Source organism: Pedobacter suwonensis (assembly GCF_900111825.1).
Classification (GTDB): Bacteria; Bacteroidota; Bacteroidia; order Sphingobacteriales; family Sphingobacteriaceae; genus Pedobacter; species Pedobacter suwonensis.
This window is the reverse complement of the sequence record NZ_FOJM01000024.1, coordinates 1-24,582: the sequence shown is the minus strand read 5'-3', so window position 1 is coordinate 24,582 and position 24,582 is coordinate 1. Positions and strand designations below refer to the sequence as shown.

The following is a 24,582-nucleotide window of genomic DNA, read 5'->3' as shown; positions in this document are numbered from 1 at the left end:
AGACATGAAAAAATCAACATACTTATTGTCTCTTTTGTTGCTGGGCACTGGTCTGGTAACGGTAAAAGCACAAACACAACCACAAACAGAAAAACAGATTTATCCCATCGTAACCGTTCCCATCCCAAAAGAAATTTCACTTGAAGTGGGTGGAATGACTTTCTTACCTAACGATGAGCTGGCAGTGGCCACCCGTAAAGGTGAAGTCTGGATCATTACCAATCCGTATATGAAAGACGGCCAACAGCCCAAATACCGCTTGTTTGCGCATGGCATGCACGAAGTTTTAGGCTTAAATTACATCAAAGGAGATATTTACCTTACCCAACGCGCTGAAATTACACGCCTGCGCGACCTGGATGGTGATGGCGAAGCCGATGAATACCGCACGATGTACTCCTGGCCATTATCGGGCAATTACCATGAGTATGCTTATGGACCGATGTTGGATAAAGATGGCAACATGGTGGTTACCTTGAACCTGGGCTGGATTGGTTACGGCGCCAGTTTATCTAAATGGCATGGCTGGATGCTCAAATTTACACCCGATTTTAAGCTAAAACCTTTTGCAACCGGTTTCCGCTCGCCTGCAGCAATGGCGCTGAATAATGATGGCGAAATATTTTACGCCGAAAACCAGGGCGACTGGGTAGGCTCGGGCAGTATTACCCACGTAGAAGAGGGCGATTTTGTAGGCAATCCTGCCGGCTTAATATGGTCAGATGAGCCTGGCTCACCAGTTAAACTTCATAAAAAGGATATTCCTGATACGGGTGAACCGGAATTTGAAGTTGCCAAAAGAGTGCCTGGATTAAAAACTCCTGCGGTGTGGATTCCGCATTCCATTATGGGCAACTCTACTTCAGGTATCCTAAATTATACGAATAACGGCAATATGGGGCCTTTTAAAGGGCAGCTTTTTGTGGGCGACCAATCGCAGAGTAATATCAACAGGGTATTTTTGGAAAAAGTTAAAGGGGTGTATCAGGGTGTGGTATTTCCATTCCGCAGGGGATTTTCTTCGGGTATCCTTAGGATGAACTGGGGATCGGATGGCAGTATGCTGGTGGGGATGACTTCGAGAGGATGGTCATCAACAGGCAAAGCAGAATATGGACTGCAGCGTTTAACCTGGTCGGGTATTATGCCATTCGAGGTGCAAACAGTAAAGGCGCAGCCCGATGGTTTCGAACTGGAGTTTACCATGCCGGTTGACGAAAAAACTGCCCGCAATGCAGGCACTTATAAACTTTCTACTTTTACCTATAAATACCACCACATTTACGGCAGTCCGGTAATTAATCAATCGGCACGCAGCATAAAAGCCATTGTGGTTTCTCCTGATCATAAAAAGGTACGTCTGGTGTTGGATAGTTTAAAAGAAGGTTATATCCACGAAATCAAAATGGAAGGATTGCGAAGTGAGAATGGAAAAATCCCTTTATTGCACGATTATGGATATTATACCATGAACAAAATTCCGGATGGAGAAAAGCTGGCGCTAACTGATGAAAATAAACCTACCGGCAATGCACAGGCAGCACACCATATGGAAGGCATGGAGCATCACCAAATGGGCAATATGCCTGCAGCGGGTGGCGCAGTTAAAGGCAATACTGATGTTACTAAACACGTTACCCAACAGCCCGAAACCTGGGCTAAAGGACCAGATAAAACGATTGTATTGGGTACCAAACCAGGTTTGAAATTTGACCTGACCAATATTACGCTAAAAGCCGGCGCTAAAGTAAAACTAACCTTTAAAAATGTGGATGATATGTTGCACAATTTTGTGCTTACCATGCCAGCATCGGGTAATGCAGTAGGAGAAATGGCCTTGAAAATGGGCCTTGATGGTGAAAAATATGATTTTGTTCCGGCAACACCGAAGGTATTGGCTTATACTTCGTTGTTACAGCCCGGAAAATCGGATACCATCTATTTTACCGTGCCTAACAAACCTGGTGTATATCCTTTTATTTGTACTTATCCGGGTCATTATATGGTGATGAAAGGGCAGATGAAGGTGGTTAAATAGCTAAGGCTTATATGTTTATTTTTAGTTGTTTAGGTTTCCCTGTTTGTCATCCTGAACGCAGTGAAGGATCTTTTTCGGAAGGATTCAAGAATAACATAATGTTCAAATAGGTTGGTGAGCCACCAACCTTGGATTTTTTAGAAACGGCTTACTCATTTCTTAGGTAAGCCGTTTTTTTTATTGTGAATTATTGTGAGGAATGTTATTCTAAATTTATCACAAGAAGATCCTGAAACAAGTTCAGGATGACGATTCTTCGAGTGAAATCGTCCGCATCCTATTGCAAATCTTAGCGCCCATAGCGTTGAGCATTGGCCTGACTTGTGTTAAAAAAAGATTCTTGATTAATTACTTCATTCAAAGCACAAGTCATCCAGCCCGCTAGCCTGGACGCTAAGATCTGCGCTAATACGAGAGTAAATTTCAAACCAGATTTTTAGGGGTCAAGTTTTCACTTCTTAATCTGATTCAAATCTTAGCGCCCAAGCCAAAAGTTAAGAACTGATTAGTTTTAAAGAAGACGCTCAATTAATTGCATTATCAAAAGCGCTTCTTTTGCAAAACGGACATTTGAGGAGGCAAAACTAACCTGTAATCAAGGGTTAACTTTGTTCCAATTGATAATGGCATTTGGCTTGTTTTGAGCCATAGGGGTTACATAAAAACCTAAGAAACAGAATAAGAATAGATATTTCATTCTTCCAAACTAGCAATTTTGGTTATTAAAATAATGCGATTTTATTTTCGGGCCAATTTAAGCTAAACATATCTCAATTTCTCTTCACCGCAATACATTCTATTTCTACCGCTGCATTTCTGGGTAAAGAGGTCACTTCAATTGTACTCCGGGCCGGAAAATGCTTATCAAAATAACGTCCGTATATTTTATTAACGATCTCAAACTGTTTCATATCTGTAATGAAAATGGTTGTCTTCGTTATATGATTAAAATCTGAGTGATTGTTCTCAAGAATAGCTTTTAAGTTTTCGAAAATTTGTACCATTTGTTCTTCAATCGCAGACTTTAAACTGTTTGTTTTCGGATCCAGACCTAATTGACCTGATACAAATATCAAATTCCCATAACGTGTTGAATGATTATAAGGTCCTATCGGTTTCGGTAAATTAGAATGGTTTACAGTAACGATTTCTTTTTTTATACCACACGAAACCAGTGTTACACAAAGCAGAAAGAAAGCAATTTTATTCATTTTGGTTTATTTTAAAATAAAGAAGGTTGCCTTTTTAAAGCAACCTTCCTATAGTTTTTTTCTTATTTTTTAATGAAGTTCAGCAGTTCGGTATTAAATTTTTCCAGTTCCTCAATGAAGAGTGCATGGCCACTTTTTTCGAATGGTACCAAGGTTGCATTTTTAAGCATCGCTTTCATTTGTTCAGCAAGATCATAAGAACAGATTTTGTCTAGTTTACCATGGAGGATAAGTGTAGGTAGTGTGATTTTTTTCAAATCACCGCGCAGATCAGTATCACGCAAAGTTTTAAGTCCTTCAGCCATTGCGTAAGGGGAAGCCTGAGCTTGAATAGTGCCTAACCAGGCACCAAGTCCTGGAGATACGCTGTTTTCATTGGCCGGAAAAATTTTACCAAAGGTATCAAATAGTGCTGGGCGGTTGGTGTTATTAAGGTTAATTAGTCCGTCAACATCCTTTTTTGTCCAAAAACCATAGTTAAAGTCTGCACGTTTTGTCCAGATAGGTGCAGCAGCTCCGAACAGTGCCATTTTAGAAACGTGGGCTGCATTGTATTTGGCCACATAGTGGATAACTGTTGCACCACCCATGGAGAAGCCCCCTATAGTTGCATTTTCGATGTTCAGTTTATCCAGAACTACTTTGATGTCATCTGCAAAAACATCATAATTATATTTTCCTGCAGGTTTATCCGAAAGTCCAAACCCTCTCAAGGTGATACCAATTACACGGAATCCTTTTTGTATAAAATCGGCATATTGGTATTCGTACATGGCATCACTTAAAGGCCAGCCGTGGATTAGAACGATGGGCTGTCCCTCGCCAAGGTCGGTTACATGGAGCCGAACATTTTTCTCTACTTCTATATATTCTTCCCGGCCTAATGATGCCGGAGTTCTTTTGGTTTGTGAAAATGCTGCGCCAGAAATTATTGTGGTAAAGAATGTGAATGCTAAAATTAAATTTTTCATGATTGCTAATATTATATTGTTGTTATTTTTTGTATTACAAAGTTGGGGTAATCCGGAAAGCACTACAATGGATGGCTTTCGCTTTGAACTGCATTTTTTACCCCGGTATTTTTATGCGTTAATGAAAGATAAAATGTCTTCATTGATGACTTCTGCATTAACAGTTGGCATGCCGTGCGAGAAACCCGGATAAATGATCAGCTTGCCATTTTTCAAAAGTTCTGCTGCTTTAACGGCGGTTGTGCGGTAAGGAACAATTTGGTCGTCGTCTCCATGTAGTACCAATACTGGCATTTCCACGCTTTTTAGATCCTATGTAAAATCTGTCTCCGAAAATACTTTTATACAATCGTACTGTGCTTTTATGCCTCCCATCATTCCCTGTCTCCACCAATTGTCTTGTATTCCTTTTTTTACGATAGCATTTTCTCTGTTGTAGCCGTAAAATGGTATGGTTAAATCCTGATAGAATTGCTGTCTGTTGTGAAGTGTATTGTGTCTGATATCGTCGAAAACTGCCAGAGGAACGCCTTCGGGGTTATTTTCATCAGCAATCATGTAAGGTGTAATGGCACTGATCAAAACCACTTTGGCAACCCGGTCTTTACCATGTTTTGCAGCGTATCTTATTGCTTCACCACCACCGGTAGAGTGGCCGATGTGAATGGCATCTTTAAGGTCCAGGAATTCAACCAATTCTGCTACGTCAGCTGCGTAAGTGTCCATGTCGTTGCCTTTGTATGTCTGGGTAGATCTTCCGTGTCCTCTTCTGTCGTGGGCAATTACCCTAAATCCTTTTTCCAGGAAAAACATCATTTGTGCATCCCAATCGTCTGAAGATAGTGGCCATCCATGGTGAAAGAAAATTGGCTGTCCTGTTCCTAAATCTTTGAAATAAATTTCTGTTCCGTCTTTTACTGTGAATTTGTTCATGTCTTTATTATTTAATTGTTATCGTTGTTTTGACAGTACAAAGTTGCCCCAATTTTACGCCCCCCACAATGGATGGTTTCCGCTTTGAATTGCACTTTTTTCTCCTTTGAGAGGGTAGATGTTATTTTTTGGATCTGTTTGGTTGTTTTACCAGTCGCTGAATGTGTTTTAAATAAAAAAAGCACAATCTGCAGATTGCGCTTTTTTAATCGTGGAGTAACCGAATCTTTTAGAACTGTTTTCTGAAAGTGATAGGCGAGAGGCCGGTATTTTTAGTGAAAAAACGAATAAAATAAGCGTCGTCTTCGTAGTTCAGGGTGTAAGCAATCTCTTTCACTGACATTGTAGTATGGGCTAAGAGGCGCTTACTCTCCAGGATAATTCGGTTTTTAATAATTTCGTTTGGGGTTTCTTTACTTAACAGGCCTATTTTTTTACTTAAATTCTTTGGCGTAATGCAAAGCAGGTCTGCATAATCTGCAACGGTATGTAGCGTTTTATAATGCAGCTCTACAAGTTTGCTGAATTTTCTCAAAAATTGTACGTCAGCATGTTGTTCTTTTTCCGTTAACTGGTGCTGCTGTTTCCAAATTCGTGTTGATTTCAGAATAATCATCTTTAAGAGTATTCTTAACATTTCTTCAGTGCTGGAATCTTCATTTTCCATTTCAGACTGGATGTCTTTAATCAGTTTTTGAATATCATTCGACTGCTCTGCATTTAAATTAATAAAGGGTATTTCAAATACATTATTATATAAAATACCATCACAGGCAACTTCCTGGTCGTGAATTTCTATACAGTAAAAATCTTTGTTAAAATGCAGCAGCTGACCACCGATAGTTTCACAAGGTTTTAAAATAACATGGGGGTTAATGAATAATAAGGCATCTGTTTTCATTTCTATTTCCTGAAAATCAACCTGGATAATTGCTTTTTGAGGAATAAACAAGATTTTGATGTGTTCATGTATCAGGTTTAGGGAATCGCTTTGCATTGATGCTTTACTGAACGCTATATTGCCAAATTGTTTGTATGAAAATTCTTTTATCATTTTAGAAGTTGAAGAAAATTTTTGTTTTTATTCCGTTATAAAATTAAGATATAAAATGCAGCACAGAATTTATTTTTTGTGGCTTCAGCTTTAGGCTAATTCAGATTTTGGTTTGAATACAAAAGCTGCCGGCTAAAACTGCTGCTCTGGTTTGCCTGGCCGGATGTTGCAAATTCTATAACAAAACAATGGGTAACCTTAACTTAAATTGTTAAGATTACCCATCCCATTAATTTGCCAATTTCTAAAATTACACCTGGTAGGTTCTAAGCAAGGATGCTTATTCCTTAAATACAGGTAGTGGCTTACCTTTCTTAACAATATAAATAGCAAGCCCGGAGGCTTCACTTTTACTCCCGTTCTGTCCGTAGTGTTAAGCATAACATCTCTACGGATACAAGAATAAAATTGAGTTTAAAAACTCAATTAAAAAGCTACGGACAGACACGGATATACAAGATGCGTCATTTCGACCGCAGTGCCTGACCGTAAAGGCGGGGAGAAATCTTTTAAATTAGATTCCATTAACATAGTCCAAAGATCTATACGCCTATAGAAAGAAGTTTGGGGTAACGCCAGGTAAGCTGAAAGGTTAAACCTGGTATCTGTTAAACAAAATATTAATTCTGGTACAGATCTTAGCGCCTAAGTTTCAAGTAAGGCCCTAATTTGTTTTGTTATCATTTCGTTTGGTGAGACAGTGACCTATAGTTAAATGGATGTTAGCGACCTTTATCTTAGAAATTCCATACAGCGTAATAAATCATTTTGGTATGTGGTTGAAGTATCAAAAGTCTTCCATCATGAAATCTCAAATCTTTTTCAGCAGCACAACAATCTTCCACATAACTATAGTAGTTTGTAGTGTCATTAAGTAGTTTTATTAGATTCTCATCACCGAAATAAGTGGCTTCGCCATCGTCACTAGCTTCTAAACCAACTCTTTCTGGAAAATTAAATTGAGCAGCAACGCCTATTTCAGGTGGGATTTTCCCTTTGTGCCATTTTAGATTATTCCACGGTGGACTACCTTTTAGCCAGGAGTTAATTTGAGATTGAGTTGTTTTAAACACGATGCTGAACTCTCCTTCCAGCAATTCGTAATTATCGGTAGCCTTGACATTACTAATAGAATCACTAATTGATAAACCAGTTCTGTCTTCAAAAATCGCTTTTGGATCGCTTGATGAGCAGCTTGAAAGGAGAAAAAATAGGATATAGAGGTATTGTCGCATGATAATAATGGTTGCTAATCTTACCTTTTATTGTTTTCTAGAACGTAAATCAAATTGATGTAAACAATATCATTTATTGCCTTCTCCCTAACTTCAGCGTTAGGTGTTAAACCACTTATCTCCTCATTAATGAATTGCGGTTAATTAGCAGGTTCCAATAATCAGTGTAACAAATCTAAAAAAAAGATTTTAATCATATCATAAGTCAGCCTGCCTGCTAACCTGGTTAGTTCGTCGATTGTCATTTGGAAAGGTTAGGAATAATTTTACTTTTTTTGAATAGATTCTAATCAAAGTTTAGCATTACAAACTATTATGGCAATTTTTTAGTATTCCCGCTAGCTTAGAAAATAATACTTCTGCTAGTAATGACTAATAAGGGAGTAAGATCCAAATCAGATTTGATTCCTTTATCTTAAAAATCAATAGGCGAATTCGAGTCTGTTTTTTACATGTTTACTTTCTTCCTGCCTTAATTTTTGATTGGTGATGATATCATGTTCCTTATCTTTTTGTAAAACTTTAAACCAGCTGATTGCAGGAATCATGCCTCCTGAATGTAATTCGAGTCTGATCACAAATTCATCTTTGGGCTTTCGGTGATTATTAATATACTGGCTGAGTACAGCAGGGGTAACATCGACCTCGATAGCGAATTGTTTGTCTTTTTTATCTTGTCTGTTAACGTATTCATTTAGAAAATAACCGAAGTTAAATGCTTTATGATATTGGTTGCTACTGATATAGTCTTCAAGCTGGAACTTAAGCTGTAGCAGTCTATTGTACATTTTTTCATTCTCACTTTTGTTCTCAAACTGTTTTCTCCTATTTATCCAAAAGTCCTTTTCCGCATCTTTTTCCTGAGCATTTTGTAGTTCTTCTGAAGGGAATATATAGGCATCTGCAAGTTCCTGATCGGTAAATTTTGAAAACGCTAACTCCTGGATTTCTTTTCTGTTCTTGTTAGTTTTCATAATATTCCTTTATCAATTTTATCGAATTTGTTCCTTCTGTTACCAGATATAGTTTAGTTGACTGTAATCCATATCTTTTAATATAATGGGTTTCTAGTTTAGTTTTAGGTTTAAGGCATACAAAGCCGTCATAACCCAATTTAAAAGATTCTCTACAGGCATAGGAAATCAGGCAACCTGCAATCCTACTATAAATTTTGTCAGGACCTACATTTTCATACGACGAGGCGAGAAGTCTGATTTCTAATGCGTAATCGCCCGGTCTTTGTGCTATTGATAACATGCCTATTGGTTCTGCGGAATCTTCTAACGTTAGTTTGTAAACACTAAAGTTCTTCTCTTTGTTCCGGTTGAAAGCAAACCGTTTTGTTTTATTGATCTGCGCAATCTCGGCTGCATCAATTCGACTGACCATTACAGTATGTTTTTTACCTGTGCTTTCATTGATTACATACATCGTTATTTCAAATATATAAAAAGTTTACTTAAAATGTAAACTTTTTGATGTGATTATTCGTTCTAGCGCAAGTCTTAGCGCTCGTTGCCTACGCATTGGCCTGACTTGTGCTTTGGCAGAATTATCATGATTACCAATGATAGCAAAGGTCACTGAATCCTGCTAGCTGTTACAATATTGTTAATACCGATCTCGGTATAATGTTTAACTTTAGCCATGGATGAAAATGAGATTAAGCCACAGCTGCTTTGGGATTTATATCAGATTTCTACAAATAGTGCGCGTGAACTGCTTATCGCGCACGGCTTCCGTTTTCTTAAACGATTAGAAAACTTAACGCTTTATCAGTCGCATGGTGAGGCTTTTACTTTAACTGAAGAAGGTGGTGTTGTAACCAATGTGAAATACAAAATGAGGGAAGCAGCATATCACACCTGTATTAAATACGCAAAGGAAGCTTTAAACTTCGAAACCATATTTGAAAAACATGAGCCATCAGCATATATCCAACGTCTTGAAGATGAAAAATGCACGCTGGTAGGTATGATGATTCAAGGGGAGGGCAATTATCAATCGTTTGGAATTACGTTGCTTGCTAAACTTCCACTTCCCAATCCTGAAAGTAGGATTGAGGTCATTTTGCAGCCACCGCCCGGATCCACATTCTAGCGCGAGTCTTAGCGCTCATCTGTTTAAGCCTTGCCTGATTTGGGCTAGGTCAGTATCTTAAAGGATTATTCATCAAAAGCACAAGTCGGCCAGTCCGCTAGCCTTTATACTAAGACTCGCGCTAGTAGCGGTTGAATAATATTTATTTTTTAAGATATTTTAGGCATTTTGCTAAGCAACTTTAATAAAGCATGGGTTTTGCCTAAGCACGCTGTCAATCCCAAGAGCCAGGGAAATCAAAAAAACAGTTGCTGTTCAGGTAAAATGGCACTAACAAACCTGAAACGCAGTGGTTTTGTGTTCATAAATACGGATTTTCTTTTAGAAAAAATATTGAACACAAAACGAAGTGCCGCTGTTTTTTTGATGCGTATGTGGCTGCGCAAAAGGCTCATTGCTGGATTGACGAAGCGCTTTGGGTACTTTGGCGCGACAAAATGCGCAGCATTCTTGAGCACAATTAAAAAAGCAAACAACTGCGAAAAACTATCATGCCACCGTGGCATAGAGCGGTAGAAAATATTATCAAAAGCACAAGTCAGCCAGCGCTCTAGTCTACACACTAAGACTCGCGCTAGTAATGGTTCTGAACATATCTCTAAGATCCTGAAACAAGTTCAGGATGACGAATTCATGTTTTATCTATCGGTTGGTGTCTCACCGACCGAAATTAAGCGACATAACTACTATTAACCACCCCGCCCTTCGGGCACCCCTCCTTAAAAAGGAGGGGAGTTTCCCCTCATAGTTGCATAAGATAAATGGCCAATTAAAATTTCAAGCTAATACTTGCGTTAATAATGGTTCTGAATATATCTCAAAGATCCTGAAACAAGTTCAGGATGACGAATCCATGTTTTATCTATCATTTGGTGTCTCACCGACCGAAATTAAGTGATATGACCACTATTAACCACCCCGCCCTTTGGGCACCCCTCCTTAAAAAGGAGGGGAGTTGCCCTCAAAGCTGTATAAGGTAAATGGCCATTTAAAATTTGAACGTTTATGCTGTGGCTGCTAAATGGATCGTTTCATTATGTTCATCATGTTCAAAAGCATTTCTCCAGGCATCGCAAGCAGCCAACCAATCAAAAATCATTTTATAGGCTGCGGTAATTTCGGCAGAGAAGTTTAGGCTTGCACCCTCAAAATCTTCTTCCTGAAAAATGTAAGCATTTAAGCCATAGTATAACAGTTCTGAAAGGTGTTCTACATCGAAATGGCCAACGGCTAACAATTGCTCAGCCTGGTTTTGGGCATATTGCTTAAAGGTGCTTTCATTGGCCAAAGGTTTTGCTTTGGTTAATAGTTTGATGATGTTGTTTACATCGTAAAGGGTGTTGGCAATGGTAATGGGTTTGTGTTTACCTGAACGTGGATCGGGGCCGGTACAGGCGCTGAGCATTTCGGTAAGGAGTTGATTTACATCCGATAAACTAATCATATCGAAATAGGCTTCAATCAGTTTCCGGAATTCGGTTACAGCTGCTACCTCATTTGGGAGCTGTGTGTCTGGGTTTTTACAATTGTTGTTCTGCATAACATTTGATAAAAAGTTCCTGAGTGCTGCAGAACAACAATTAACTCTTTTCAGAGATATTGAAAGATGCGGGTCTAAACCGCTCACTCAGGAATATTGTGAAATTTTTAATTTATTTTATGTTTCTCCGATTAAGTTAAAAGATATTGTTAATTACTGTTCTGCATAGGCAAGATAGCTACAATATATCAATCTACAAAATCTTTTTGCTCAGATAAGGTATAAATAGGGGCGGTTTTATACTTGCAGTTGACAGTTCAGACTTTGCAGTCGACAGTTCCAACGTTGCAGTCGACAGTTCCAACGTTGCAGTCGACAGTTCAAACGTTGCGGTCGATAGTTCCAACGTTGCAGTCGATAGTTCCAACGTTGCAGTCGACAGTTCAAACGTTGCGGTCAATAGTTCAGAGGTTACGGTCGATAGTTCAGACTTTGCAGTCGACAGTTCAGAGGTTGTAGTCGATCGTCAGTTAGTCATTGTACTACCATGAGCTTATTCCTTGATATTGATAAATTTCATTTCTCCCTGTTTTTGTATCCTTAACTTTTACAGTTTTTTGGGTCGTACTGTTATGATGTATTTCTTTTATCAAACTATTGCTCCGTTTGGTTTGTTAGCTTTTTGTTTATTTTATTTATTTCGTTTATTTCGTTTGTGTTTTTTGTTTAACTTCGTAGAAAATTGCAGCATGATTTCAAATGATCAAATACGCCGTCCTTCCAAAACAGAGCAGAAGATGGCCATAGAGTCTTTACCAGCTTTATCATCCATACTCTCCAACATCCATTCTGAACAGACGGAGATTGAGATTGAAGAGACGGGCGAACGCATTAAGATACCTGCCAGGGCTTTGGTATTTCTTGGCGATATTTTAAAGGCTATGGGTGAAGGTAAGCCTGTTTCTATAGTTCCAATGGCAACAGAGGTAACTACCCAAAAGGCAGCCGAGATATTGGGGTGTTCAAGACCATATTTAGTAAAATTACTGGAAGAGGGGGCTATTGAGTTCATCAAGGTAGGAAAGCACCGTAGGATTAAATTCGAGGATGTTTTGGCTTACAGGGAAAAAATGAAGGTGCAGCAGAAGAATAATATTATCGACATTATGGGCGCTGATGAGGAACTTGGAATGTATGATTCATAGTGTAAGGTTTAAGGCAGTGCTGGATACCAATGTCATCTATCCGGTTGTGATCAGAGACTTGCTTTTCTGGTTTGCGCATTATGATCTTTATACGCCCAAGTGGGGTACTAATATTTTCTGTGAGTGGAAAGAAATGATGCTCAGGCATGGCGTGGAAGAAAGGGAAGCTGAAAGCGGGTGCAAAAGGCAAACCAGGCTTTCCCGGATGCTTTGGTGGGTAATTATGAAGGCCTTATTTCGCAGCTTCAGCTACCGGATGAGGATGACCGTCATGTTCTTGCGGCTGCAATTAAAACGAACGCAAATGTGATCGTTACCAATAACCTGAAGGATTTTCCAGAGGAATATCTGGACACCTTCGGCTTAAAAGCCAAAAGTGCGGATGATTTTCTCACTGATATCATCGATCTAAATCAGGAGCAGGCGATTAAGGCTTTCCGCGAGATGGTGCTGAACCGGAAGAATCCCGCAATGGATGAATATCAAGTCCTGGAAAGCCTGCGTAAGAACGGGCTTATCGATACTGCAAATTATTTGCATGCGCTATTGTAAAATCTCCGTACCATCCTTATTAATTAAAGCACAAGTCATTCAGCCTGCTTGCCAGGACACTGAGACTTGCGCTAGAAATTGGGTTAGATTAGAAGCTTAAATTTATTGAATAATTAAATTTAAACTATTAATAATAATCCCATTTGATACTACGGGTGCATCATCTCAATACTTAACTCACACGCGGCACGCGTGCGCCAGCGGGGGGAAGGCCAAAAGTGCCGATGATTTTCTTACCGATATTATCGATCTGAATCAGGAGCAGGCAATTGAGGCTTTCCGCGAGATGGTGCTGAACCGGAAGAATCCTGCAATGCGAGATCAATCTTGAAAGCACAAGTCATCAAGCATGCTGTCCTACGAATTAAGAATCTCGCGATTAGGGAGTAATCGTAAAAATGTCGAAACTTGAATGTAAATATGTAAATATATGCTGTTTTTTAAGGCTTAAGGTAAAAGTGTGGCTGGATCTAGTACGGGAAGAATAATTCCTTGTAATACTGTACCTGCTGTTCTGGTCAGAATAATTCCTCTTGCCGTCGAATAAACGATTCCCATCAAAGTTGCTCCAAGCCTGGAATCCAATTTAATTTCATCTTCAACCTGGGCAATTTTGAATTCTTCCAAGTTTTCGATCTCCATTAGAAATTCGATCGTAAAGTTTGCTCTGATCTGCTGTGTAGGATCCGCATGATCTTTGTTCAAATCAATGATGAGTATAATCCGGCACCCTGTGGTTTCATTAAAAGCTGTGCTTGATTTTAAGGTCATAGCGACATCTTCCCAAGTCTCTTGGGAATTAGTTGGGCCATTAACTTGTGCATTAGTGATGGTAACCTTAGTTAGATGGATTTTATCGGGAAGAACTTTTGCTGTTTTAGGCTGCTGCTGGCTGATCTTCTTGGTCATCTTTTATTTCTAACTTATTGTTCAATTGTTCTTTTATCTGTTCCCACTTAGCATGGAAGTCTGTTGGTTTGGAACTTGTCAAAAACTGATTGCTTCCAATGCTAACCTGTGCAACATGTTCATGTTGTGCGCGGATAGCATTTATATATTTTCCAATATCTACTCCTGACCGAATATAATCAGTTTTCACAGGTATTACTCTTTGTTGTGCCTGTTTAGGCGTTATAAGTATATCCGTTCCGAGAATAGCTTCGATCCGGCTAATGGTAAGTAGGGTAAGGTTATGCGTACCAGACAACCACTTGCTGATTTCGGATTCGCTTTTTCCAAGTGCTGTCGCCAGTTGTTTTTGGCTCCAGCACTTTTCATCCAGAATCGCATAAATCTGTTCGATTACTGCTAAGTTCTTCCTGACATTGATTTTATATTCAGGATCTGCCGTGAGGCAGGCACGCTGAAATCGGTTGCTTTGCATATTAGTGTATTATTATTTCCGGCCCATTCAATGGAATCAGCCGTTTATTACTTATCTCAAATTCAGTGCCAATGGCACTCCATATTTTTTTGATGAACAACTGGGCATCTCTTAACTGAATCGGTGGATGACCGTTCGGTTCGTTATGGGCAATACCTCCACCTAAAAGTATAATAATCTCTGGTGTGACATCCAGATAGTAAAGTCTTAGCGTATTTCCTGTTACCTGTATGCGTGCAGCATTAGCAAGCACTTCCGGAGGAAGTGCGAATGCACGTCCCTCATCACGGGAACGCCTGATCTGCGCGGTTCCATCTTCTGATATAACCTCAATCAGAGCATGAATATTCTGCATATCTTCATAATGAGCACTATCTGGGGTGTTGTAATTATCGTAAAACTTATCTACTTCAGAAGTATCTTGTTCGTCAAAGCGAACCATGTAAAAATTACATGCGTTCTCATCCGAAACAAAAAAATCTTCAATTACAAAGGTATTCACTTTTAAGTTAAGTACAAATTAAGAATAATATTTTTACATTGTGCATATTTCAAAAATATTTTTTTGTTTTTGATTTTTCTAAGATAGGCATAACCTACTTATCCACAGTGTGGTTGCAGTCGACAATTCCAACGTTGCAGTCGGCAGTTCAAGCGTTGCAGGATATTAGTGTCCGTTCTCTTTATTACAAATAAAGCATCACCAGTATGCTCTATCCATATGTTTTAATAGTGATTCTGATTTTTGCTTGCAAACGTTACAATCACGCATTAGCCTTTCATCTTCCAAAGCCAAATAATTACAGGTGTAGCAACCCCAATTAGTTTTAATATACGGTTCATCTTCAATAGCCCATGTAAAACTTTTTATGCCGCATTTAGGGCAGATATTTAAGGACATAATTGCAAATATAATGATTCTTCAAGATTAAAGATTGGCTTACTAAAGGAAGAGGATATATTTGAGAGCTATAAACAAGAGAAAGTAATAGATAATTAACGATCTCAGAAGAGAAAAAAACATATTCTGAAATTCAATCTGACAATTAGTAAAAACTACCAACTGTCAGATTAAGTTGTGGCTATTACACTTAAAGTTAATAGGTAAGATTTGCGAATGGTCGCGCAGAAAACATTGTTTCAAAATCTTTAATTAATTGTTTTTCAATAGTTCTTGGGTCATCGTTAACTAAAGGTTTCCAACAAATAATTAAGTTCGATGAATTTTTTAATTGCCAAATAAACCTTCCTCCATAATGGCCAATATTTTTACCCTGACCAAAGCCAAAATATTGCTTTAATCTTGAATATAATGTAGCTCTACTATTTTCACTTCCTGCCTTTCCAATATATATAACAAGTGAATTTTCAACCCAATTTGCTGTTAGTACATCAAGAAGAATATTCGGGTTTTTTCCTTTGAAATGTCCTCCTGTTCCAATATGTAAATATTCAGCTTTTTTGAAGTTTGGATTTAAAACGAGATACACACCTTTGGTTTTCGGAATAAATGAATTATTTACTAAAAGTTCACTAATTCTCTTAAAACCTATAAAACCTTCTTTTTTTAGATCGTCTATATCGTTGAAGTTCATACTTCTTGTTAATTAATGAACTAATAACGCTTTTCATTAATAACTGGCTTTTAATTAATATATGATATAGTCAATTTTATCTATTTTGCCAATAGTAAATATGGACTAGGTTAATGGTGGTAAATTTTTATCACATCTTTGAGCATTCGAATGTGCTAACACTTTTCCAACTGAAGTAATTTGAATAAGGCCATTAATATTGTCCCACCATTCCCTCAAAGTTTTCAAGTTTTCCCACTTATCCCATTCCGCCATAAATATCTTTATATTATTCTGCTTAATTGTTTCGTCTTTTTTGTAAAGTTTGTAAATAGATTTTATTACATTTTTTTGCTCTTCTGTTAATGCTATCGGAACAAAAAAAGTATTTTGATCAACTACTATCTGTTGTTGTAAGGTGAGTGAATCTATTTGGTTTTTTTCAGAAACATTTATTCTAGCAAAATTGCCGTTTAAAGAATGCTCTACCAATATATTTTGAGGTAAATGAGCATTCTTTAATAATTCAATAGCTTTTATATAATTATCAGAATTTTTTTCAATGCCAACATCTATATAGCCCGATAACATTTCTGGATAATACTGATTGATTTTTTTTAAATTGCCGAAAGAATTTACTCGAATAGCATCCAATATATCCAAATGGTCAAGCCATTCATTTCCTGTCGGGAGACTGTTGTAAAAAATTTTACCATATAAATCATTTAGTACATTTAGTCCTTTGTGAATATCTCCGCTTGCAGGAAAAAAGTTAGATATGGAATGAAAAACGGTTAAACCTAGTAAAGCTTCATCTGAAATTTCGTCAACTATCTCAACGGCTCGACTTATTCCAGCTCTTACCACCCTATTTTCACCTTTTTGAAACCTATGTATAAGTAGTTCTGCTAAAAGATCATAATCAGCAGGTCTTTCTGTGGAAGCAGCTGTCTTTTGTGCTTCGACAAGTAACAACTGAAAACTTGGGTCTGCAAACGTTTCTAAAGCTCCATCAACAGCTTCCATCTTAGGAAGTAATCTGTTTTCAAATTCTTTAACTCTGGAGTTTGCTATTGTTAAGGCTTCTTGGGAATAATCCTTTCTCAACTGCAAATTCATTTCTTGATAAATTTCTCGCGCACGTTTCTCATCAATGCCGACGTTAACTATTATGCTTTCTGCCTGTAATTGATTTGAATTGTCTCCAGCTTTTTGATTTTTGTTATTTAACATCATAATCTCTCCCAACTTGGATTTGCGATGCATTATTTCCTGCCGTTTGTTTTTGATTCACTTTATAAGACTTTTTTATACCAATACGGTAACCTACCGTTCCACCAGTTAAAAGCCCAATGATTAATGTTATTATTGATGTTCCTATTCCGTCAAAAAACCATTCCATAATTATTTTTTTAATATTTAAGTTTTGTTATTAGCTTCAACCTTGTCCGAATTTTTTAATATACATTTGTAATTAAAAACGTGATTTCATTTAACAGAGATGATTTAACATTATTGTGGCCTAAGTCTTAGCGCCCGTTGCCTTAAGCATTGGCCTGAATTGCGCTTAATAAATCCGTCATTTAAATCTCTGCTAAGCACGAGTCATCCAGTCCGATAGCCTAGACAGTAAAACTTGTGCTAGTAAATGAACTCTTGAAAAATCCCATTATAGTAAGTGTTAGTTTTGGGGTTTAGCAGTAATAATAGGAGCAAGTTCTTTTTTTAGTTTTTCAAAATCCTCCTTGCTCATCATATCAATTTCCATTAATTCTTTTGCCTCTTTTAGTTTCGCAATAGCCTCATCTCTAGTCATCTTTCTATTTTTTAATAAAACTTCACCAGATTCAATAGCTAACTCTGTATCCATTACACTCAAATACTTATTTATGCCAAAAGCTCTACCATTTATTTCACCTAAAACCATAACAACATACAAAGGTTTATTTTTACTACCCCTGTGATATGTTTTTATTTCATTGACCACTACAGAAGTATTTTTTAAACTATTGTCTGCCATACTCTGCGCATCCCCATTCATAGCAGCCATAATACTCCCAAACCCAGCAGGTCTGCCCATTTGTAAGAATTCGTAAGTTTTTTTAGCCGTACTTCTCGATTGAGCCACACCACCTCTTGCTTTGGTCCCATAACTGCCGGAATAAGTCCTGGTGTTCACTTCTTGAGAAGTAGGCGTTCCTAATATTAAAGTGTCACCTATCTTTACACTATTCTTACTAACTGTTACATACTCTTTTACTTGCGCCCCATTTTTAATCGAACTAAAGAAATTAATGTCTTGGGTGTTTTCGTATGTCAATAAATCAATATTTTCCTGGGCATAAATATTGACGCCTGACATTAGTACAATAAAAAACGTAATTGTTTTTTTCATAATCGTTATTCAATGATTGGTTTGTTTATTTTCTTGAAACTAGGATATAAATGCTATGCTGTAGCGCTTAGTTACCCAGAATTAGGCAGATTGGCGAATAAGAGTAGCGTATTTATCAATTAGGTTTAAAAGTATGTAAAATTCTATATATCATCAAGTTGACTTCTTCCTATTTGTGATTCCCTACTAATGGTTTTAATTGCTTCGCAAAGGCATATTCAATTATGTATTCAGTATGTGTCACTATAGATTTAATTTAGCATTGATATCTTAAAAATTAACATAAAGGTATTTTAATAAAATCTTCTTGCAATACGGGAAACCATAATTACACATAATTAAGTATGAACTTGTTAATGGTTAGCTTATCTCTCCAACCTATTTCCTAATCCATTCCCTTTTCTTAGTTTTGAGGATAAAATAATCGAAATAAATACAAAGCAGCATGAACCATTGGTTAGTCAAATCAGAGCCTTTTAAATACAGTTGGGAAAAATTCAATGAAGATGGTCGTACCTTTTGGGATGGTGTGCGTAATTACCAGGCCCGTAATAACCTAAAAGCCATGAAAGAGGGCGATCTGGTGCTTTTTTACCATAGCAACGAGGGTAAAAACGTAGTGGGTATTGCTAAAGTAGTAAAAGAGTTTTACCAGGACCCCACCACTGATGATACGAATTGGGTAGTGGTAGATTTAGCTCCGGTAGAAACGTTGAAGAACCCGGTTTCATTGGAGCAGATTAAAGCTGAACCCAGTTTGGCTGATATTTCGTTAATCAGACAGGGGCGTTTATCGGTAATGCCGCTTAAAGCTAATGAATTTGATAAGATATTGGAAATGAGCGCTTAGGATTAGTCCTCAGTCCTTAGTCGGAAGTCTTGAGTCTATTGAAAGAAAGGGCAATAAAGTTTGGAGTTGGGAGGTTGGAGTTGAGAGTTTTCATGCTAAGCGCCCAATGGTACGTTCTAAAGTTTCCAGTTGGCAGTTTACAGTTTTCGATTGGCAGTTTACAGTTAGCAATTTTCAGTTTTTATGAATAGCTTTATCTACAATTAACATCTTCCATATGAAATTTAGAATTGTTGCAATGCTCGTCACGCTGGCCGCTTGTTTAGTCGTAAGCGAAAGCAGGTCGCAGGGAATTAAGCCCTACATTGCCATTGTAAAAACGAAAGCTGATGTTGTAAAGGGGGTGCTGTATAAAGTAGATTCTGCCAGTGTAGTAATGATTGTTGACGGTAGTCCCGTTACTTTACCGGTGGACGAGATTAAGACGATTAAAATCAGAACTCCGAAAAAGGAAGCCAGTATTATTCAGTTTTTGAAATATGATCCCTGGAATGCCGATAATTATGAAAAACGGGCAGATGGCGCTATCGTTCGGAAGTGGGGCGAAAAAGACCCGACATTAGGCGAAGAGGTAGGCGGACATGTTGTTGCAACCGTAGTCAATATTACCGGTAACATCATCGCTGCACCTATACAAGCCATTAACCCAAGTATTGCAAATTTTAAAATCAATGGCGATGCGGCCAATTATGCACAGCACAAAACTGATCTTGATTATTTCTCGGTTTACTATCAGCAAAATACCAACCTCACTACCGAACTACAGAAAATAAAAGCAATTTCGGCTTCATTTAAACCGTAGCAGTTTCTTCGGACTTGTTTTTACTTAAGGTAATACCCAAAGTCATCACCAGGCTGGTACCCAACACCACCAAAAACAGGAAAGAAGGACCAACCTCTGCAATTTTGAGCGATTTAGGCAGGTTAAAATAAAGTAAAATACTAATTAAACCGCGTGGCGCAATATAACCGATCGGGCTAAGGGCGCCATTTTTAAATACCTTTAAAAAGAAAAACCGAACGGCGAAGATGGTTAGCAGAATGAAAAAACCATTGGCGAGTACAGGCTTATCGTTCAGCTCGCTAATGTTCATGGTAAAGCCAAAAATAACAAAGAAAAACGTTCTCAAAATAAAAGCACTTTCGGCAGAGAGCTGATAAAGCTGCGATAAATCTGCAGAAAGGTTTTTATACAAAAATACACCCCTGAACCAGGCATTCCGGATGGTATCGGCATTGTTCAGAAATAAGCCAGTACTCAAAATCAACACCAGTGACGATAAATGGTACGATTGCCCGATGGCATAAACCAGGATGAGTATCGAAATAATGAGGAAGAATTTAATGTGGTGCACCAGTTTCCCCATTACATAAAGCAGCACCACGCAGGCAATGGCCGATAATAAAATAATTAAAAAAGTGCTCAAGCCTAAGCCTATAAAGGCCGATGTGGTAATGGAGTGGTTGGTAATGGCGAAGTTGAAAATGATAATGCCGAGGATATCGGAAAAGGAAGATTCATAAATGACAAATTCGCGGTCTTGCTTGCCCAGTGCAGCAGCAGAGGGTATGGCAATGGCCGAACTTATGACGCTAAAAGGAATGGCATTGGAAATACAGGTATATAAATCTTTATGCGTAATCTGATAAATAATCAGCGTGATGATGGATGTTGTGGCGAGTAGAATGGTCAGTGCCGAGAAGAAAGCACTTTTGATGATTTTATTTTTTTCGCGGTCGTATTTCAGTTCCAGCGAACCCTCAAAAACAATGAGGATTAAACCTACGGTACCGAGCGTGGGTAAAATAGAGAGGAAATTAAAGGTTTGTATTTTAAGGTAATCGACCAGGAAACGCAGGCCAATGCCCAGTAACAACAGCAGTAAAACCGATGGTACCTTGGTTTTACTGGCCACTAGATCAAACAGATAAGAGAAAATAACTAATCCGCTTAAAATAATAAGTATGGTGTAAGTTGTCATATTTTTTAGCGTAAGGTAAACACTAATGTAAAATAATCAAACCAAGCTGAAAGGAAATTGTTGAAAAAAATTACGCTTTAAAGAAAAGTGCCTTGAGTTCGCTGGCCTCATCAGGACTCATTTTTCCGCCTAAAACCAGGCGTAACTGCCGGCGGCGCAGGGCACCATCAAATAAATCGATTTCTTCGGGTGTTTCCGGTATCAGTTCGGGTACTGGGATGGTACGGGCGCTCTGATCAACCGCAACAAAGGTATAATAAGCTTCGTTACTTTTCTGGCGTGCACCGCTCGGAATATTCTCTGCCCATACATCTAAACGCACCTCAACCGAGGTATTAAAAGCCCGGGTTACTTTGGCTTCGATGGTAATGACATCTCCTAGTTTAATGGGCTGTTTAAAAGAAACGTTATCAACCGAAGCGGTAACTACGATGCGGTTGCAGTGTTTTTGAGCCGAAATTGCCGCTGCAATATCCATCCAGTGGAGCAAACGCCCACCCATCAGGTTATTTAAGGTATTGGTATCATTGGGTAATACCAATTCGTTCATGATGGTAAAACTTTCTCTGGCAAATTTCTTTTTTAAACTCATTTAAAGGCAAAAGTAGTTAAAATGTTATTAGAAATAGATTCTAGCGCATGGAAATCGCTTTTAACTTTTCTCTGTGAATTCTTGCTCTATCTGCGCATGCCTAAGCGTTATGTTTGCCACGGAAGCACGAAAAACACGGAAAACTTTACTGCTCCGTGATTTCTGTGTTTCCGTGGCTAATTAATTTTTGCACATATTTTAAAAGCAATACCTCGGCTAGACGAAGTCGTCATGCTCAGCTTGACTGGGCATCTTAATGCTTTAGTATGGACTTATTTAGTTGCCGTTCCATCGCATTAAGATTCCCCGCCTGTGCCTATCGTGTGAACACATTTACATGAACCATTATTTATTTTAGTACATATTTCTAAGGCGATCGTCATGCTGAATTTATTTCAGCATCTTTTCTGCTATTAAAAACACGAGAATCCGAAAACTATAGTTGCGTAAAATATTTTTCCCGCTCTATGCCGCGGGGGCATGGTACTTTGACGCGCCAAAGTACCCAAAGCGCTTTGTCAATCCAGCAAGGTGGTTTCGCGCAGCCCCACTCACATCAAAAAACAGCGGCGCTTCGTTTTGTGTTCTAATTTTTCATGAGGTCTTAATTGTCGTTTATGAACACAAAACCACTGCGTTTAAGGCTTGGCAATGCTAGCTTTTCTTTAGTGCTTCTGTTTTTTGATTTTCCACCACTTGGGATTGACGGCGTTCTTCGCTCCAGGCTGTGGTTTCTCAAGGCAAGCATAGCATAGTGCCGAAACTAATGCGCAAAATATGAATCAAAAAGGTAGACTAATTGCGCACTTTAGAGACGAAACACAATAATCCAATCTGCGAAAATCTATTTGATCTGCGGGAGTATAAGAATTCTGCGGCGATTTTGCGAGATTAGCGTGATATTAGCGATTCGAAATAAACTGCTCTGTAATTTATAATCAAAAAAGATTGCTTCACTCCAACGCAATGCCCTTTCTTCAGCTCGCAATGACGAAATGATGTTTCCTCAATAAATTCAGGGTGAAGACCGCTCGCAGATTGACTGTTTTGCCTCTGCGGTGATTTGCGAAATTAATGGGAGATAGAATTGCAACACGTTGATTAAAAAACAATTCATCTTGTATCCTGTTATCCTTTACAAAAAATCTAATTAATGCAAAATCAAACGCTTATCCAATTTTTCCATTGGTATTATAACGAAGAGCAAAATTTGTGGACTAAAGTAGCTGCCGAAGCGGGTCACCTAAAAGAAATTGGTATAACTGCGCTGTGGTTGCCGCCGGCTTATAAATCGAACAATGCTACCTACGATGTGGGTTACTCCGTTTACGATCTTTTTGATCTGGGAGAGTTTGATCAGAAAGGAAGTGTAAATACTAAATATGGCTCGAAAGACGAATATATCAAAGCGATTGAAACCTTACATGAGCATGGGATTGGCGCCCTGGCCGATGTGGTATTTAACCACAAAGCAGGTGGCGATGAACTGGAGAAAATAGCGGTGAAAACGGTAAATCCTGAAGATAGAAATGAGTTTACCAGCGATGTTTTCGAAATAGAAGCCTGGACAAAATTTACTTTTCCTGGCAGGCAGGGCAAATATTCTCAATTTATATGGAATCATGAATGTTTTAGCGGGGTAGATTGGGCAGAGGACATTAAACAAACGGCCATTTATTCGATCCAAAACCATTTAGGCGAAGGTTTTGAAGAAGTTCCCTCTACTGAATTTGGTAATTATGATTACCTGATGTACAACGATATCGATTTCCGTAACCGGGCCGTAGTTGAAGAATTAAAATATTGGGGGGAGTGGATCGTAGAGACCACGAAAGTGGATGGTTTTAGGCTAGATGCTGTTAAACACATTAATCCTGATTTTATTGTAGAGTGGATTGATCATCTGAATCAAAAATATAATCGCGAGTTTTTTATTGTGGCTGAGGATTGGAATGTGGTGGATGTAGCGGGACAATTGAACTATATTGAAATTACCGGCGGGCGGACCCAAATATTCGATTCGTTGTTACACCATAATTTTTTCCTGGCCAGTAAGGATGAATCATTTGATATGCGGACCATTTTCGATGGCACGCTGGTGCAGGTAAAACCTGATCTGGCGGTAACCTTTGTCGATAATCATGATTCGCAACCTTTACAGGCGCTGGAATCTTATGTCGATTTTTGGTTCAGGCCTTTGGCCTATGCCATGATCCTCTTGCGTATGCAGGGCATTCCGTGTTTGTTCTTCCCTGATCTTTATGGGGGCATTTATGATGATAAGGACAGAGAGGGGGATGAAGTGCATGTGGAACTGGTGGCCATTCCTGCGGTAGAAACCATGAGTAAAATTCGTACAGCCTTAGCCTACGGCGAGCAACGTGATTATTTTGACCATGGCGTTTGTGTAGGCTGGACCCGTGCGGGTGATGAAGAACATGAAAATAGCGGCTTGGCTGTATTGCTAAGTACGGGAGAAGAAGGCTTTAAAGAAATGGAAATTGGTAAACACTTTGCCGGTAAAACCTTTGTTGATGCTTTGGGCTATCGCCAGCAGGAAGTAATTATTGATGAAAATGGCTGCGCAGAGTTTCATTGCAATGCGGGGAGTGTTTCGGTGTGGGTGTTGAAGGTAGGATAGAAGATATTGTGGTCTGTGGGGACACAGACCACGGCGTCGAAGATTGGGGAATTCATTAACATTTGTGTTGTCATCCTGAGGGATAATTTATGATATAAAAATCAATATGATTGACGTTTTTTCCTTCGCACAATTCTTGCCTCGGCTCACCGCCGCCGAAGGGCTCTTACTTTTTGGCATCAAAAAGTAACAAAAAATGCCGGCTGAAAATTTTTCTTTTAAAGCCAGTGTTATGGCTAGAACAGTGCAGTCCGAAAAATTTATTAGGCCGGTTTTAAGTAGAACGGTGATACGGTGCTATGGCCTAGCTATACGGAAATGCATGATGCCGCATTCTGCTCATTAATAGGTAATTACAAAATAACGTCAATGGTAGTGCAGCGAA

General features: G+C 38.5%; 25 protein-coding genes. 7 read left to right on the top strand and 18 right to left on the bottom strand.

Features of this window, described 5'->3' with window-relative positions:
- Window positions 1-4: 4 nt before the first annotated feature.
- Window positions 5-2,038, top strand: a complete 2,034-nt coding sequence (locus tag BM107_RS25155; RefSeq protein ID WP_090987867.1) for a plastocyanin/azurin family copper-binding protein — start codon at window positions 5-7, stop codon at window positions 2,036-2,038.
- A gap of 770 nt (window positions 2,039-2,808) precedes the next feature.
- On the opposite strand, the gene BM107_RS23270 is transcribed toward BM107_RS25155, so the two are convergent.
- The 8 genes from BM107_RS23270 to BM107_RS23240 all read right to left on the bottom strand — a co-directional run bounded on the left by BM107_RS23270 (window position 2,809) and on the right by BM107_RS23240 (window position 8,873).
- The gene (locus BM107_RS23270; protein WP_090987865.1) at window positions 2,809-3,249 is read right to left on the bottom strand and encodes a RidA family protein; all 441 of its coding nucleotides are present in this window, start codon (window positions 3,247-3,249) and stop codon (window positions 2,809-2,811) included.
- Between the two features lie 62 nt (window positions 3,250-3,311).
- Complete coding sequence (locus BM107_RS23265) at window positions 3,312-4,220, bottom strand: alpha/beta fold hydrolase (protein ID WP_090987863.1); 909 nt, start codon at window positions 4,218-4,220, stop codon at window positions 3,312-3,314.
- Between the two features lie 111 nt (window positions 4,221-4,331).
- Window positions 4,332-4,514, bottom strand: coding sequence for an alpha/beta fold hydrolase (locus BM107_RS25400; RefSeq protein ID WP_244278897.1), 183 nt, complete (start codon window positions 4,512-4,514; stop codon window positions 4,332-4,334).
- Window positions 4,515-4,532: 18 nt separating this feature from the next.
- Window positions 4,533-5,153 (bottom strand): alpha/beta fold hydrolase, encoded by a 621-nt coding sequence (locus BM107_RS23260; RefSeq protein ID WP_244278896.1) that lies wholly within the window; start codon window positions 5,151-5,153, stop codon window positions 4,533-4,535.
- Window positions 5,154-5,382: 229 nt separating this feature from the next.
- Window positions 5,383-6,207, bottom strand: coding sequence for a helix-turn-helix domain-containing protein (locus BM107_RS23255; protein ID WP_090987861.1), 825 nt, complete (start codon window positions 6,205-6,207; stop codon window positions 5,383-5,385).
- A 737-nt stretch (window positions 6,208-6,944) separates the two neighbouring features.
- Complete coding sequence (locus BM107_RS23250; protein WP_090987859.1) at window positions 6,945-7,442, bottom strand: hypothetical protein; 498 nt, start codon at window positions 7,440-7,442, stop codon at window positions 6,945-6,947.
- 422 nt (window positions 7,443-7,864) lie between these two features.
- Window positions 7,865-8,416: a hypothetical protein gene (locus BM107_RS23245; RefSeq protein WP_090987857.1), complete on the bottom strand. Its 552-nt coding sequence runs from the start codon at window positions 8,414-8,416 to the stop codon at window positions 7,865-7,867.
- Complete coding sequence (locus tag BM107_RS23240; protein WP_090987855.1) at window positions 8,406-8,873, bottom strand: hypothetical protein; 468 nt, start codon at window positions 8,871-8,873, stop codon at window positions 8,406-8,408. The genes BM107_RS23245 and BM107_RS23240 overlap by 11 nt, the downstream gene beginning before the upstream one ends.
- A 216-nt stretch (window positions 8,874-9,089) precedes the next feature.
- Between BM107_RS23240 and BM107_RS23235 the strand changes: the two genes are divergently transcribed.
- Window positions 9,090-9,542, top strand: coding sequence for a hypothetical protein (locus tag BM107_RS23235; protein ID WP_090987853.1), 453 nt, complete (start codon window positions 9,090-9,092; stop codon window positions 9,540-9,542).
- Window positions 9,543-10,545: 1,003 nt separating this feature from the next.
- Here BM107_RS23235 and BM107_RS23225 read toward each other — a convergent pair.
- On the bottom strand, window positions 10,546-11,082 hold the full coding sequence (locus BM107_RS23225; RefSeq protein ID WP_090987849.1) for a hypothetical protein: 537 nt from the start codon (window positions 11,080-11,082) through the stop codon (window positions 10,546-10,548).
- 737 nt (window positions 11,083-11,819) lie between these two features.
- Here BM107_RS23225 and BM107_RS23220 point away from each other — a divergent pair.
- Both BM107_RS23220 and BM107_RS23215 read left to right on the top strand, forming a co-directional pair.
- The gene (locus BM107_RS23220; protein ID WP_244278895.1) at window positions 11,820-12,227 is read left to right on the top strand and encodes a helix-turn-helix domain-containing protein; all 408 of its coding nucleotides are present in this window, start codon (window positions 11,820-11,822) and stop codon (window positions 12,225-12,227) included.
- A 177-nt stretch (window positions 12,228-12,404) separates the two neighbouring features.
- The gene (locus BM107_RS23215; RefSeq protein WP_208864451.1) at window positions 12,405-12,779 is read left to right on the top strand and encodes a VapC50 family PIN domain-containing toxin; all 375 of its coding nucleotides are present in this window, start codon (window positions 12,405-12,407) and stop codon (window positions 12,777-12,779) included.
- A 447-nt stretch (window positions 12,780-13,226) separates the two neighbouring features.
- Here BM107_RS23215 and BM107_RS23205 read toward each other — a convergent pair whose 3' ends face one another.
- The 7 genes from BM107_RS23205 to BM107_RS23170 form a co-directional block, all read right to left on the bottom strand.
- The gene (locus BM107_RS23205; RefSeq protein ID WP_090987847.1) at window positions 13,227-13,688 is read right to left on the bottom strand and encodes a hypothetical protein; all 462 of its coding nucleotides are present in this window, start codon (window positions 13,686-13,688) and stop codon (window positions 13,227-13,229) included.
- The gene (locus BM107_RS23200; protein WP_090987845.1) at window positions 13,657-14,163 is read right to left on the bottom strand and encodes a helix-turn-helix domain-containing protein; all 507 of its coding nucleotides are present in this window, start codon (window positions 14,161-14,163) and stop codon (window positions 13,657-13,659) included. Before BM107_RS23200 ends, BM107_RS23205 begins: the two co-directional genes overlap by 32 nt.
- Window position 14,164: 1 nt before the next feature.
- Window positions 14,165-14,605, bottom strand: a complete 441-nt coding sequence (locus BM107_RS23195) for a hypothetical protein (protein ID WP_134203928.1) — start codon at window positions 14,603-14,605, stop codon at window positions 14,165-14,167.
- A gap of 655 nt (window positions 14,606-15,260) precedes the next feature.
- The gene (locus BM107_RS23185; RefSeq protein WP_090987839.1) at window positions 15,261-15,758 is read right to left on the bottom strand and encodes a hypothetical protein; all 498 of its coding nucleotides are present in this window, start codon (window positions 15,756-15,758) and stop codon (window positions 15,261-15,263) included.
- 105 nt (window positions 15,759-15,863) lie between these two features.
- Entirely contained in the window at window positions 15,864-16,973 is a 1,110-nt protein-coding gene (locus BM107_RS23180) for an LPO_1073/Vpar_1526 family protein (RefSeq protein WP_208864450.1), read from the bottom strand.
- On the bottom strand, window positions 16,960-17,139 hold the full coding sequence (locus BM107_RS23175; protein ID WP_090987834.1) for a hypothetical protein: 180 nt from the start codon (window positions 17,137-17,139) through the stop codon (window positions 16,960-16,962). Before BM107_RS23175 ends, BM107_RS23180 begins: the two co-directional genes overlap by 14 nt.
- Before the next feature lie 279 nt (window positions 17,140-17,418).
- Complete coding sequence (locus BM107_RS23170; RefSeq protein ID WP_090987832.1) at window positions 17,419-18,132, bottom strand: hypothetical protein; 714 nt, start codon at window positions 18,130-18,132, stop codon at window positions 17,419-17,421.
- A gap of 445 nt (window positions 18,133-18,577) precedes the next feature.
- On the opposite strand from BM107_RS23170, the gene BM107_RS23165 reads away from it, so the two are divergent.
- Window positions 18,578-18,982 (top strand): EVE domain-containing protein, encoded by a 405-nt coding sequence (locus BM107_RS23165; RefSeq protein ID WP_090987830.1) that lies wholly within the window; start codon window positions 18,578-18,580, stop codon window positions 18,980-18,982.
- A gap of 217 nt (window positions 18,983-19,199) precedes the next feature.
- Complete coding sequence (locus tag BM107_RS23160) at window positions 19,200-19,784, top strand: hypothetical protein (RefSeq protein ID WP_090987827.1); 585 nt, start codon at window positions 19,200-19,202, stop codon at window positions 19,782-19,784.
- On the opposite strand, the gene BM107_RS23155 is transcribed toward BM107_RS23160, so the two are convergent.
- Window positions 19,774-20,964 carry a cation:proton antiporter gene (locus tag BM107_RS23155; protein ID WP_090987825.1) on the bottom strand — a complete coding sequence of 397 codons (1,191 nt, stop codon included), beginning with the start codon at window positions 20,962-20,964 and terminating at the stop codon, window positions 19,774-19,776. The two genes, BM107_RS23160 and BM107_RS23155, sit on opposite strands and share 11 nt — an antisense overlap.
- 70 nt (window positions 20,965-21,034) lie before the next feature.
- On the bottom strand, window positions 21,035-21,556 hold the full coding sequence (locus BM107_RS23150) for an acyl-CoA thioesterase (protein WP_090987823.1): 522 nt from the start codon (window positions 21,554-21,556) through the stop codon (window positions 21,035-21,037).
- A 1,153-nt stretch (window positions 21,557-22,709) separates the two neighbouring features.
- On the opposite strand from BM107_RS23150, the gene BM107_RS23145 reads away from it, so the two are divergent.
- Window positions 22,710-24,197, top strand: coding sequence for an alpha-amylase (locus BM107_RS23145; RefSeq protein WP_090987821.1), 1,488 nt, complete (start codon window positions 22,710-22,712; stop codon window positions 24,195-24,197).
- Window positions 24,198-24,582 lie beyond the last annotated feature (385 nt).

Excerpts from the sequence above, each read along its gene's own strand:
- BM107_RS25155 (WP_090987867.1), top strand. The coding sequence starts at position 5 with ATGAAAAAATCAACATACTTATTGTCTCTTTTGTTGCTGGGCACTGGT.
- BM107_RS23220 (WP_244278895.1), top strand. The coding sequence starts at position 11,820 with ATGGCCATAGAGTCTTTACCAGCTTTATCATCCATACTCTCCAACATC.
- BM107_RS23180 (WP_208864450.1), bottom strand. The coding sequence starts at position 16,973 with ATGATGTTAAATAACAAAAATCAAAAAGCTGGAGACAATTCAAATCAA.
- BM107_RS23200 (WP_090987845.1), bottom strand. The coding sequence starts at position 14,163 with ATGCAAAGCAACCGATTTCAGCGTGCCTGCCTCACGGCAGATCCTGAA.
- BM107_RS23245 (WP_090987857.1), bottom strand. The coding sequence starts at position 8,416 with ATGAAAACTAACAAGAACAGAAAAGAAATCCAGGAGTTAGCGTTTTCA.
- BM107_RS25400 (WP_244278897.1), bottom strand. The coding sequence starts at position 4,514 with ATGCCAGTATTGGTACTACATGGAGACGACGACCAAATTGTTCCTTAC.
- BM107_RS23240 (WP_090987855.1), bottom strand. The coding sequence starts at position 8,873 with ATGTATGTAATCAATGAAAGCACAGGTAAAAAACATACTGTAATGGTC.
- BM107_RS23255 (WP_090987861.1), bottom strand. The coding sequence starts at position 6,207 with ATGATAAAAGAATTTTCATACAAACAATTTGGCAATATAGCGTTCAGT.
- BM107_RS23225 (WP_090987849.1), bottom strand. The coding sequence starts at position 11,082 with ATGCAGAACAACAATTGTAAAAACCCAGACACACAGCTCCCAAATGAG.
- BM107_RS23250 (WP_090987859.1), bottom strand. The coding sequence starts at position 7,442 with ATGCGACAATACCTCTATATCCTATTTTTTCTCCTTTCAAGCTGCTCA.
- BM107_RS23145 (WP_090987821.1), top strand. The coding sequence starts at position 22,710 with ATGCAAAATCAAACGCTTATCCAATTTTTCCATTGGTATTATAACGAA.
- BM107_RS23265 (WP_090987863.1), bottom strand. The coding sequence starts at position 4,220 with ATGAAAAATTTAATTTTAGCATTCACATTCTTTACCACAATAATTTCT.
- BM107_RS23165 (WP_090987830.1), top strand. The coding sequence starts at position 18,578 with ATGAACCATTGGTTAGTCAAATCAGAGCCTTTTAAATACAGTTGGGAA.
- BM107_RS23185 (WP_090987839.1), bottom strand. The coding sequence starts at position 15,758 with ATGAACTTCAACGATATAGACGATCTAAAAAAAGAAGGTTTTATAGGT.
- BM107_RS23205 (WP_090987847.1), bottom strand. The coding sequence starts at position 13,688 with ATGACCAAGAAGATCAGCCAGCAGCAGCCTAAAACAGCAAAAGTTCTT.
- BM107_RS23235 (WP_090987853.1), top strand. The coding sequence starts at position 9,090 with ATGGATGAAAATGAGATTAAGCCACAGCTGCTTTGGGATTTATATCAG.
- BM107_RS23270 (WP_090987865.1), bottom strand. The coding sequence starts at position 3,249 with ATGAATAAAATTGCTTTCTTTCTGCTTTGTGTAACACTGGTTTCGTGT.
- BM107_RS23260 (WP_244278896.1), bottom strand. The coding sequence starts at position 5,153 with ATGAACAAATTCACAGTAAAAGACGGAACAGAAATTTATTTCAAAGAT.
- BM107_RS23170 (WP_090987832.1), bottom strand. The coding sequence starts at position 18,132 with ATGAAAAAAACAATTACGTTTTTTATTGTACTAATGTCAGGCGTCAAT.
- BM107_RS23160 (WP_090987827.1), top strand. The coding sequence starts at position 19,200 with ATGAAATTTAGAATTGTTGCAATGCTCGTCACGCTGGCCGCTTGTTTA.
- BM107_RS23195 (WP_134203928.1), bottom strand. The coding sequence starts at position 14,605 with ATGGTTCGCTTTGACGAACAAGATACTTCTGAAGTAGATAAGTTTTAC.
- BM107_RS23150 (WP_090987823.1), bottom strand. The coding sequence starts at position 21,556 with ATGAGTTTAAAAAAGAAATTTGCCAGAGAAAGTTTTACCATCATGAAC.
- BM107_RS23175 (WP_090987834.1), bottom strand. The coding sequence starts at position 17,139 with ATGGAATGGTTTTTTGACGGAATAGGAACATCAATAATAACATTAATC.
- BM107_RS23155 (WP_090987825.1), bottom strand. The coding sequence starts at position 20,964 with ATGACAACTTACACCATACTTATTATTTTAAGCGGATTAGTTATTTTC.